This is a genomic window from Deltaproteobacteria bacterium (assembly GCA_016234845.1).
GTDB lineage: Bacteria > Desulfobacterota > Deferrimicrobia > Deferrimicrobiales > Deferrimicrobiaceae > JACRNP01.
On sequence record JACRNP010000106.1, the window covers coordinates 1 to 10,400 of the forward strand.

General features: G+C 67.6%; 10 protein-coding genes (1 of these 10 running past the window's edge). 9 read left to right on the plus strand and 1 reads right to left on the minus strand.

What is annotated here, in order from left to right; all coding sequences use genetic code 11:
* From HZB86_07750 to HZB86_07765, 4 genes are all read left to right on the plus strand, one after another.
* A partial coding sequence (locus HZB86_07750; GenBank protein MBI5905432.1) for a TldD/PmbA family protein occupies positions 1-192 on the plus strand: 192 nt, incomplete at its 5' end.
* Between the two features lie 7 nt (positions 193-199).
* Positions 200-859 carry a pyrimidine 5'-nucleotidase gene (locus tag HZB86_07755; protein MBI5905433.1) on the plus strand — a complete coding sequence of 220 codons (660 nt, stop codon included), beginning with the start codon at positions 200-202 and terminating at the stop codon, positions 857-859.
* Between the two features lie 3 nt (positions 860-862).
* The gene (locus HZB86_07760) at positions 863-3,061 is read left to right on the plus strand and encodes an Rne/Rng family ribonuclease (GenBank protein MBI5905434.1); all 2,199 of its coding nucleotides are present in this window, start codon (positions 863-865) and stop codon (positions 3,059-3,061) included.
* A 3-nt stretch (positions 3,062-3,064) separates the two neighbouring features.
* On the plus strand, positions 3,065-3,499 hold the full coding sequence (locus HZB86_07765; protein ID MBI5905435.1) for a hypothetical protein: 435 nt from the start codon (positions 3,065-3,067) through the stop codon (positions 3,497-3,499).
* 110 nt (positions 3,500-3,609) lie between these two features.
* Here HZB86_07765 and HZB86_07770 read toward each other — a convergent pair whose 3' ends face one another.
* Positions 3,610-4,380 carry a UDP-2,3-diacylglucosamine diphosphatase gene (locus HZB86_07770; GenBank protein MBI5905436.1) on the minus strand — a complete coding sequence of 257 codons (771 nt, stop codon included), beginning with the start codon at positions 4,378-4,380 and terminating at the stop codon, positions 3,610-3,612.
* Between the two features lie 49 nt (positions 4,381-4,429).
* Between HZB86_07770 and HZB86_07775 the strand changes: the two genes are divergently transcribed.
* The 5 genes in view from HZB86_07775 to HZB86_07795 are tightly spaced (at most 29 nt apart) and all read left to right on the plus strand, a layout consistent with a single transcriptional unit that may run on beyond the window.
* Complete coding sequence (locus HZB86_07775; protein ID MBI5905437.1) at positions 4,430-5,623, plus strand: CoA transferase; 1,194 nt, start codon at positions 4,430-4,432, stop codon at positions 5,621-5,623.
* Between the two features lie 23 nt (positions 5,624-5,646).
* On the plus strand, positions 5,647-6,696 hold the full coding sequence (gene pdhA / locus HZB86_07780; protein MBI5905438.1) for a pyruvate dehydrogenase (acetyl-transferring) E1 component subunit alpha: 1,050 nt from the start codon (positions 5,647-5,649) through the stop codon (positions 6,694-6,696).
* Between the two features lie 4 nt (positions 6,697-6,700).
* Positions 6,701-7,675, plus strand: coding sequence for an alpha-ketoacid dehydrogenase subunit beta (locus HZB86_07785; protein ID MBI5905439.1), 975 nt, complete (start codon positions 6,701-6,703; stop codon positions 7,673-7,675).
* A gap of 29 nt (positions 7,676-7,704) precedes the next feature.
* The gene (locus HZB86_07790) at positions 7,705-9,129 is read left to right on the plus strand and encodes an aldehyde dehydrogenase family protein (GenBank protein MBI5905440.1); all 1,425 of its coding nucleotides are present in this window, start codon (positions 7,705-7,707) and stop codon (positions 9,127-9,129) included.
* A gap of 4 nt (positions 9,130-9,133) precedes the next feature.
* Positions 9,134-10,400, plus strand: partial view of an N-6 DNA methylase gene (locus HZB86_07795; GenBank protein MBI5905441.1) — the 5' end (the start) only. The gene runs 1,586 nt beyond the window's last position; the window shows 1,267 of its 2,853 coding nt (coding positions 1-1,267); its start codon is at positions 9,134-9,136; the stop codon falls past the right edge of the window.

A 10,400-nucleotide genomic window follows, 5' to 3' on the forward strand; every position in this document is an offset into this window, starting at 1 on the left:
TTCTCGGTGGGGGCGTCGGGTTTGCGGATCGCGGGCGGAACGCTTACCGAACCGCTCCACGGCTTCGCCGTCTCCGGCAACATCCTCTCCCTGCTCGGCAAGGTCGAGGCGGCGGGGAAGGACTTCCGCTGCTTCGGGAACGTCGGCACCCCGTCCCTGTTCGTCGGGACGATCTCCGTGGGCGGGGAGTGATCGCGGGATGACGGAACCGCTCTTCATCTTCGACCTGGACAACACGCTCTACCCGCCCGAGGTGCCGCTGTGGCGGATCGTGGACGAGCGGATCGAGCGGTACGTGCGGGAGCGGCTCGGCGCCGATCCCGATACCGCGCGCCGGGTCCGCAAGCGGTTCCTCGCGGAGTACGGGACGACGCTGCGCGGCCTCATGCGCCACCACGGCGTCCGCCCGGACGACTACCTCGAATTCGTCCACGACGTGCCGATTCCCGAGATCGTGCCCCGGCGCCCCGAGCTGCTCGAGATGCTCTCGGGGCTCCCCGGGCGGCGCGTCGTGTTCACCAACGGTTCGGAAGATTACGCCCGGCGCGTCCTTTCCGCGCTCGGGGTCGCGGAGACGATGGAAGGGATCTACGGGATCGAGTTCATGGAATACATCGCAAAGCCGTCGCCGTACCCGTACGCGAAGCTGCTGCGGGCCACGGGGACCCGCGCGGAGGACTCCCTGTTCTGCGAGGACAGCCGGCAAAACCTGCTGCCCGCGCGCGAGCTCGGGATGTTCACCGTGTGGGTGGGAGGGAACGCGGACGATTCGCCGGCCCACGCCGTCGTACGCGACGTGTGCGAGCTGCCGGGCGTGCTCCACGGGTTCCTGCCGGCGGTACAACAGACTGGAGGATGAGGGATGACCGAAGGGGAAAAGAAGCGAAGGTACTGGAAGCGCGGGGGGAAGAAGAAAAAGGCGGGCGCCGTGGAAGCGGGCGCCGTAGCCGAGGGACAGGAGGCGGCGGCGGGACCGGAGCCCGCGGGATCCGATGGGCCCGCCGAAGCCGTGGCGGACCCCGCGCCCGCGGATGCGGGCGGCACGGAAACGGCGGAAGGCGCGGCCGCCCCGAAGAAAGGCCGCCGCCGCAGCCGAAGGCGCGGGAAGAAGCCGCCGGACGCGGTCACCGGCGCGGCGGCCGGCGCGGCCGAGGCGGACGTTCGCCGGGATGAGGGGACCGGGGAAGCGGCGCCGGAAGCTCCGGTCGCGGAGGTCGCCAAGCCGTTCTGGGAGGCGGTGGAACCGCCGCCCGCCGACATCTTCTCCGGCGGGACGCAAGCCGGGGCCGATGCGCCCGCCCAAGGCGAACAGCCTCCGCCGGGCGAGGGCGGGCGGAAGCGACGTCGTCGCCGCCGCCGGAGACGCGGGGGGAAGGGTAGGGCCCCCGGCCAGGCCGAGGGCGGGACCGCGCCGACGGATCGTCCGGACGACTCCGAAGGGGAGTACGAAGGCGGCGACGAGACGGCGGACCACGCCGCGGGGCTGACCGACGCGGAGGAGCCGGAGATCCCCGCCGGGACCGACCTGGAGGACGAGGAGGAGTTCGAGACCGAGGCGGAGGAGGAAGGGACGGGCGCCCGCAAGGTGATGCTGATCGACGGCGTCCACCCCGAGGAGAACCGGGTGGCGATCGTCGCGGACGGCGTCCTCGAATATTACGAGATCGAGAACCAGCGGAAAAAAGCGTTCAAGGGGAATATCTACAAGGGGAAGGTGGTGAACATCGCCCCCGCCATCGAGGCCGCCTTCGTCGAGTTCGGCGGCGGCCGCCACGGCTTCCTCCCCTTGAACGAATATTGCGCCGGCGCGCTGATGGACCACCTCGGAACGTGGAACGAGGGGGACAAGCGCCCGCCTCTGCGCTCCGGCATGGAGATCCTGGTCCAGGTGACGAAGGAGGAGTCCACCATCAAGGGGGCGGCCCTTACCTCCTACATCAGCATCGCCGGCCGGTACATGGTGATGATGCTCGGGATGAAGCGGTACGGCATCTCAAAGAAGATCACCGGGGAGAAGGAGCGGGAGCGGATCCGCAAGCAGATGGAGAAGCTCGACTACCCCGACCACCTCGGTTTCATCGTCCGCACGGTGGGGGCGGCCCGGCCCCTGAAGGACCTGAAAGCCGACCTGCAGAACCTGCTGAAGCTGTGGGACCGCACCGTGGAGGGGGCCCGGGCGAACAAGGCGCCGGCGCTGCTCTACGAGGAGCAGGACATCGTGATCCGCACGCTCCGCGACAACTACTCGGCGGACGTCGCCGAGGTGCTGATGAACTCCGACGCCGCGTACCGCAAGGCGTCCGCGTTCTTCGACGTCTACTACCCCAAGCAGAAGGGAAAGCTCAAGATCATCCGGCAGAAGCGTCCGCTCTACTCGCGGTTCAACCTCGAGGAGCAGGCGGAACGGCTTTCCTCCCGCAAGATCCCGCTGTCGTCGGGCGGGCACATCGTGATCGACCGGACGGAGGCGATCTGGACCATCGACGTCAACTCCGGGCGGTCGTCGAAGGACCGCGACATCGAGGACACGGCGTTCCGCACGAACAAGGAGGCGGCGGCGGAGATCACCCGCCAGATGCGCCTTCGCGACATCGGCGGCCTGATCGTGGTCGACTTCATCGACATGGAGAGCAAGGGGCACAACAAGGACGTGGAGCGGATCCTGAAGGACGGCTTGAAGAGGGACAAGGCCAAGAGCGACGTCACTTCGCTCGGCAAATTCGGCCTGGTCGCCATCAGCCGGCAGCGGATGGGGACCTCCTTCTACGACATCCTCCTCAAAGGGTGCGAGACGTGCGGCGGGACCGGCGTCACGCCGACGCAGGACTCCGCCGTGGTCCGGCTCTTCCGGCGCCTGCACGACGAGCTGTCCAGGGAAGGGAAGGAGGGGGCCAGGGACGTCTCCGTGCGCGTCGCCCCGGGCCTTCTCGAGACGCTGCTGAACCAGAAGCGGGACGAGATCAACCGGATCGAGCGGCTGTGCGGCGGGAAGGTGCTGTTCCAGGCGGACGCCGCGCTCCTCCCTTCCACGTTCGCCATCGGGAACGGGCCGGGGCATTAAGGCATGGGCGATCCGTCGCAGGGAAACCCCTTCCGGCGGATCGGGCGGCGGTACATCCGCGTCGCCCTTTTCTACCTTTCCCTCGGCCTGCTCCTCGGGGCCGGGATGCTCTGGTTCGGCAACGACAACTTCCAGTTCCTGCACGGCCACATGCTGCTGGTGGGCGTGGCGCTCTTCGCGGGATACGGCGCGGGGTACTTCTGGATCGCCGGGAGGTCGGACGGTGGTCCGGCCCCCGGCGTCACCCCGGCGCTCGCCAACCTCCAGTTCTGGCTCGCCAACGTCGGCCTTCCGGGGATGCTCGCCGGTTCCGTCCTTCCGATCGGCCTCGGCCTGGACCGCATCGGCGTCCTGTTCGGCTTCATCGAGGCCGCCGCCGGCATCCTTTTCGCCGTCCTGCTCCACCGCGCCCTGAAAACCGCAGTACCGGGACGTTGATGGAAACCGCAGTACTCTGGCAGAACCGGGACACTCTTGGACGATAGTTACGGCAGGAAAGTCTGTCCCCGTTCTGCGGGAGTTTTCATCAACGTCCCGGTTTTGCGGGGTTACGGCAGGAGCGGTTCGCCGGGCTTGAACGCGCGGAAGCCGTACGCCCCCTCGGCGGTGAGGTAGAAGTAGCGCCACCGCTCCTTCCACGCCGGCAGGACCGCGAGCACCTTCGTCGACTCCCCGCTCGAAAACCGCATCAGCTTCTCCTGGTGGAAGTGGCCCAGCAGGACGAAGTCGACCCCCCTCCCGAACATCCGCATCCCGAACTCCCGGCAATCGCGCTCCGGGAACGACGCCTTGTACCGGCGGTTGGAGCGCTTCAGCTTCCGCTCGATCCGGTCCGCCATCGGCAGGATGATCGAGGCGGGGAGCCGCGCGACCCCCTCGTACGCCAGCCGGTTCTTCGAGATCCCCTTCCAGAACCGGTAGGCGAAATCCGCCCGGTTGATCGTGTCCCCGTGGGCGAGGTAGAGCCTCTTCTCCCCGACCGCCGCCCGCATCTCCCCCTCCGAGACCGCGTCGAACGTGGTCCCCTCGTGGTCCCTCTTCAGGTAGAAGTCGCGGTTCCCCTCCACGTAGTACAGGTGCAGCCCCCCCCGCCGCAGCTCCCGCAGCCGGTCCACGATCGGCTTCTGGAATCCGAAGGTCAGGGCCGGCGAGCCGAACCACAGGTCGAACACGTCTCCCAGCAGGTAGAGGGGGATCTTTTCGTCGGCGCAACGCTCCGCCAACTCCACGAAGCGGCGGCTGTGGATGTCGTCCTGGTTCAGATGGGCGTCGGAGAGGAAGATCGCCCGGTCCGCGGAGATCGGGAACCCTTTTTCCATATGGAGATATTAAGATAGCACAAGGAAATCGACGAGGGGGTCTTGCGGGATGACGCTGCTTTCCGGGATCCGGGTGCTGGACCTCTCCCTCCAGCTCCCGGGACCGTACTGCACGATGATGATGGCGGACTACGGGGCCGACGTGATCAAGGTGGACGAGCCGGAGCCTCGCGTCCGCACCCCGTTCTCCGGCGGGGAGTCCGGGACGAGCTCCGTGGAGCGGTACCTGAACCGGGGGAAGAAGAGCCTCACCCTGAACCTGAAGTCGGGGGAAGGGAAGGAGATCTTCCGGAAGCTGGCCGCCTCGGCCGACGTCGTGGTGGAGGGGTTCCGCCCCGGCGTGGTGAAGCGGCTGGGGGTGGACCACGAGACGCTGTCGGCGGTCAATCCGCGCCTGGTGTACTGCTCCATCTCCGGCTACGGGCAGACCGGCCCGATGCGCGACGTCGCGGGGCACGACATCAACTACATCTCCTACGCGGGGGTGCTGGGGGTGTGCGGCCGTCCGGGCGCGCCTCCGACGCTCCCGCCGGTGCAGATCGGCGACCTGTTCGGCGGCGGGATGATGGCGCTGTCCGGCATCCTGATGGCGCTCCTCGAACGTCAGCGGACCGGGGTGGGGCGGGCGATCGACGTGTCGATGACGGACGGGTCGCTGGCCATGCTCGCGCTGGTCGCGCCTCCCGTGATGGCGGGGGAGATGGTCGAGGAGCGCGGGAACATGATCCTGACCGGGATGCTCCCGTGCTACGAAGCGTACCGGTGCGCGGACGGGGAGTACGTGAGCGTGGGGCCGCTGGAAGGGTGGTTCTGGAAGGCGTTCGTCGAGGCGGTCGGGCGCCCCGACCTCGAACCGTTCCAGTACGCCGCGGGGGAGGAAGGCGCGCGGGTCCGGGCGGAGCTGTCGAAGGCGTTCGGGACGCGGACGCGGGACGAGTGGGTGCGCGCGTTCGAGGGGAAGGATGTCTGCCTGTCGCCCGTCCTGTCGGTCGCCGAGGCGCTGTCCCACCCCAACACGCTGGCGCGGAGGATGGTGATCCCCGTCGAATCGCCTTCTGGCGGGACCGAGCGGCAGCTCGGAATGCCGATCAAGGCCGGCGGCGTGCCCGAGTCGCCCCGCCGCGCCCCGAAGCTGGGGGAACACGACGACGAAATCCTGGCCGGGATCGGGTACGGGACGGAACGGATCGCCGCGTTGCGCGACGCGGGGGTCGTCCGCAAACGGTCCGGGGGCGCGACGTGACGGAATCCGCGGTCGTTTCGGCGATCCGGCCGGGCGGGAAAGTCGATCCGTCGTGCGACCCGGGGCTGTCCGACCGGGACCTGCTTCTTTTATACGAAAAAATGGTCCTCCTGCGGTCGCTGGACGAAAAGGGGATCGCGCTGCAGCGGGAGGGGCGGATCGGCTTCTACGTGCCGTCGGCGGGCCAGGAGGCGTGCCCGGTGGGAGCCGGGCACGCCCTCCGGGAAGGGGACTGGATCTTCCCGTCATACCGGGACCAGGGCATGGCGTTGATGCGGGGGTGCCCGCTCGTCACGCTCGTCGCCCAGCTCTACGGTAACTCCGCGGACCCCACGCGGGGACGGCAGATGCCCAACCACTGGTGCGACCGGACCATCCGCCTGGTTTCCGTCTCCTCCCCCGTGGCCACCCAGCTCCCGCACGCCGTGGGCGCGGCCTACGCGGCGAAGCTGCGCGGGGAGCCGGTCGCGACGATCGCCTCCTTCGGCGACGGCGGGACATCCACGGGGGAGTTCCACGCGGCGATGAATTTCGCCGGCGTCTTCCGGACTCCCACCGTCTTCTTCTGCGAGAACAACCGGTACGCGATCTCCGTTCCCGTGTCACGGCAGACCGCCGCTTCGTCGCTGGCCGTCAAGTCGCAGGCGTACGGGTTCCGGGGCGTCCGCGTGGACGGCAACGACGTTCTGGCGGTGCACTTCGTCGCCCGGGAGGCGCTTGCCCGCGCACGGGCGGGCGAGGGACCGACCCTGATCGAGTCGCTGACCTACCGGATCGGGCCGCACTCCACCTCCGACGACCCGACGGTCTACCGGTCGGAGGAAGAGGTTTCCGCGTGGAGGAAGAAGGACCCGATCCTCCGATTCGCCGCGTTCCTCGGCAAGCGGGGGCTCCTCACCGAAACGTCCGCCGCGGAAACGGCCGCGGCGGCGAAGGAAACGGTACGGAAAGCGGTGGAGACGGTGGAGGCGGCGCCCCCGGTGCCGCTTTCGAGCCTCTTCGAGGATGTCTACTCGGAGATGCCTCGCCACCTCGCGGAGCAGCGGGACGCGCTCCTCTCCGGGAAGGGCTGAGGCGATGCCCACGATCACCCTGCTTCAGGCGGTCCATGACGCGCTCCTCGAGGAGATGGCGCGCGACCCGCGCGTGATCCTGCTGGGGGAGGACGTGGGGCGCGAAGGGGGCGTCTTCCGGGCGACGCAGGGTCTGCTTCAGCGGTTCGGTCCGGAACGGGTGGTCGACTCGCCGCTGAACGAGGGCGGGATCGTCGGCATGGCGATCGGGATGGCAATGAACGGCATGCGCCCCGTGGTGGAGATCGAGTTCGCCGACTTCATCTACCCCGCCTTCGACCAGATCGTATCCGAGCTGGCCAAGATGCGGTACCGTTCGGCCGGCCAGTTCTCCGCCCCCGTCGTCCTGCGCGCACCGTCGGGCGGCGGCATCAAGGGCGGCCACTACCACTCCCAGAGCCCGGAGGCGTACTTCATCCACACGCCGGGACTGACGGTGGCGATGCCCTCCACCCCCGCGGACGCCAAGGGGCTTCTCACATCGGCGATGCGCTCCCCGGATCCGGTCCTGTTTTTCGAGCCGAAGGCGCTCTACAGGACGGTCCGGGGTGAGGTGCCCGAAGGGGAGCACCTCGTGCCGATCGGGAAGGGGACCGTGGTCCGGGAGGGGAAGGACCTCACGCTGATCGCCTGGGGGGCGATGGTCCCGATGGCAGGGAAGGCCGCGGAACTCGCGGAAGCGGAGGGGGTAAGCGTCGAGGTCGTCGACCCGCGCACGTTGTGGCCCCTGGACATCGAGACGATCGAGGCGTCGGTGCGCCGCACGGGCCGGGCGTTGGTCCTCCACGAAGCGCCGCGGACATGCGGGTTCGGCGCCGAAGTGGCCGCGTTGATCCAGGAGCGGTGCTTCCTGCACCTGAAGTCGCCGATCGGGCGGGTGACCGGGTTCGACACGCCGTTCCCCTACGCGCTGGAGAAGGCGTACCTGCCGGATCCGGACAGGACGATGCGCGCCATCCGCGCGGCGATGGAATTCTAGAAAATCCCACCGACGGGAGGGTGAGGCCGATGGCGAAAGGATTCCGGCTGTTCGTGGCGGGAAAGTGGGTCGCCGAAAAGGAGACCATGCCCGTGATCGATAAGTACACGGGAGAGACCATCGCCAGCGTCCCGGTGGCGTCCAGGGACACGACGGGACGGGCGATCGCGGCGGCGCACGAGGCGTTCCCCGCGTGGTCGCGCACGCCGGCCTACAAGCGGTACCAGCTCCTGGCGAAAGTGTCCCGGCTCCTCGAGGAGCGCCGGGAGGAGATCGCGACGATCATCTGCCGGGAGGCGGGGAAGGCGTGGAAATATTCCGTCGGAGAGGTCTCCCGCTCCGTCGAGACGTACCGGTTCTCCGCGGAGGAGGCCAAGCGGATCCACGGGGAGACGGTGCCGATGGACGCCAGTTTCGCCGGGGAGGGGCGGGTGGGGTACTGGCTGCGCTCCCCGCTGGGAGTGGTCTCCGCGATCACCCCGTTCAACTTCCCCCTGAACCTCGTGGCGCACAAGGTCGGGCCCGCGCTGGCGGTGGGGAACACGATCGTCCTGAAGCCCGCGTCCACGACGCCGCTGTCCGCGTTCCTGCTGGCGGAGATCATCGAGGAGGCCGGGGCCCCCCCCGGAGTGTTCAACGTCGTGGTCGGCTCGGGGGGAACGGTGGGCGAATGGCTCACCGTGGACCCGCGGATCGCCAAGATCTCCTTCACCGGGTCGCCCCCCATCGGGGAGCAGATCGTCCGCAAGGCGGGATTGAAAAAAGTGACGATGGAGCTGGGGAACAACTCCGGCACGATCATCGAGCCGGACGCGGATCTTTCCGCGGCGGTCCCCCGGTGCGTGATGAGCGCCTTCGCCAACTCCGGCCAGGTGTGCATCTCCCTGCAGCGCATATACGTCCACAAGGAGATCGCGAAGGAGTTCACGAAGCGGTTCATCGAGGAGACGAGGAAGCTCAAGGTCGGCAACCCGCTCGAGAAGGATTGCGACGTGGGGCCGATGATCGACATCAAAGAGGCCGAGCGCGCCGAGGGGTGGGTGAAGGAATCGGTGAAGGAGGGGGCGAAGGTGCTGGCCGGCGGAAAGCGCGAGGGAAGGATGATGCAGCCGACGGTGCTGGTGAACGTCCGCCCGGAGATGAAGGTGATGTGCCAGGAGGCGTTCGCGCCGCTGGTCTCGATCTACGAATACGACAAATTCGAGGACGCGGTGGCGATGGTCGACGACTCCCCGTACGGGCTGCAGGCCGGGGTCTACACGAACGACCTCCGGAAGGCGATGTACGCCGTGGACCGGATCAACGTGGGCGGCGTGATGATCAACGACACATCGATCTTCCGGGTCGACCACATGCCGTACGGCGGGAACAAGCTCTCCGGCCTCGGCCGCGAGGGCGTCCGCTTCGCCTGCGAGGAGATGACGGCGATCAAGATGGTGATGATCAAGCCGTGACCCGATGACGGCGCCGAAGGAAGTCCTCGATCTCGTCGAGCGGTTCGACCGGGGCCGCGCCGCCTACCGTTCGCCCGCATACAACGAGACGCAACTCCGCAGGGAGTTCCTTGACCCGTTCTTCGTCGCCCTGGGCTGGGATGTCGAAAACCGCGCGGGGTGGGCGGAACCGTACAAGGAAGTCATCCACGAGGATGCCATCAAGATCGGGGGGTTCACGAAGGCCCCCGACTACTGTTTCCGCGTCGGCGGAACCCGGAAATTCTTCGTGGAGGCGAAAAAGCCCGCCGTCGACATCCGAACGGACGCAAGCCCCGCCTTCCAGCTTCGCCGGTATGCCTGGTCCGCAAAACTACCTTTAAGCATCCTGACCGCGCAGGCGGACAAGGCGTCGCTCGGCCGCGTGCGGTACCTCGCGTACACCGACTACCCTGAGAAATGGGAGGAGGTCGCCTCCGTTTTCTCGAAGGATGCGGTGCTGAAAGGTTCCTTCGACAAGTACGCGGAAAAGAGTCGGACGAAGAAAGGCACCGCGGAAGTCGACGCCGCGTTCCTGCAGGAGATCGAGTCGTGGCGTGACTTGCTGGCGCGTAACCTCGCCCTCCGGAACCCGCGTCTGACGCAACGGGAGCTGAACTTCGCTGTCCAGCGCACCATCGACCGGATCATCTTTCTCAGAATCTGTGAGGACCGGGGGATCGAGCCGGAAGGGCGGCTCCTCGGCCTGACCAACGCCCCGGGGATATACGCTCGCCTCCTCGAACTATACCGTCGGGCGGACGAGCGGTACAACTCGGGGCTCTTCCACTTCCGGCAGGAGAAATGGCGCGCCGAGGATTTCGACCGTCTCACGCCCGGCCTGGCGGTCGAGGACAAAGTCCTGAAGGATATTCTCAAAAACCTGTACTACCCGGACAGCCCGTACGAGTTCTCTGTTCTTCCCGCCGACATCCTCGGGCAGGTGTACGAGCAGTTTCTCGGGAAGGTGATCCGCCTCACCGCGGGACATCAGGCCAAGGTCGAGGACAAGCCCGAGGTGAAGAAGGCGGGAGGCGTCTTTTACACGCCGACCTACATCGTCGAGTACATCGTCCGGAACACCGTGGGGCGCCTGCTGGAGGGGAAGACCCCGAAGGAAGCGGCAAAGATCACGATACTCGACCCCGCCTGCGGTTCGGGATCGTTCCTCCTCGGAGCTTATCAGCTCCTGCTCGACTGGCACCGGGAGTGGCACGCCGACCACGGGAAAGAGAAGTGGGCGACCGGGAAAA

Bases quoted from the DNA above. Each gene is read 5' to 3' on its own strand.
- HZB86_07755 (MBI5905433.1), top strand. From the start codon at position 200: ATGACGGAACCGCTCTTCATCTTCGACCTGGACAACACGCTCTACCCG.
- HZB86_07760 (MBI5905434.1), top strand. From the start codon at position 863: ATGACCGAAGGGGAAAAGAAGCGAAGGTACTGGAAGCGCGGGGGGAAG.
- HZB86_07765 (MBI5905435.1), top strand. From the start codon at position 3,065: ATGGGCGATCCGTCGCAGGGAAACCCCTTCCGGCGGATCGGGCGGCGG.
- HZB86_07770 (MBI5905436.1), bottom strand. From the start codon at position 4,380: ATGGAAAAAGGGTTCCCGATCTCCGCGGACCGGGCGATCTTCCTCTCC.
- HZB86_07775 (MBI5905437.1), top strand. From the start codon at position 4,430: ATGACGCTGCTTTCCGGGATCCGGGTGCTGGACCTCTCCCTCCAGCTC.
- HZB86_07785 (MBI5905439.1), top strand. From the start codon at position 6,701: ATGCCCACGATCACCCTGCTTCAGGCGGTCCATGACGCGCTCCTCGAG.
- HZB86_07790 (MBI5905440.1), top strand. From the start codon at position 7,705: ATGGCGAAAGGATTCCGGCTGTTCGTGGCGGGAAAGTGGGTCGCCGAA.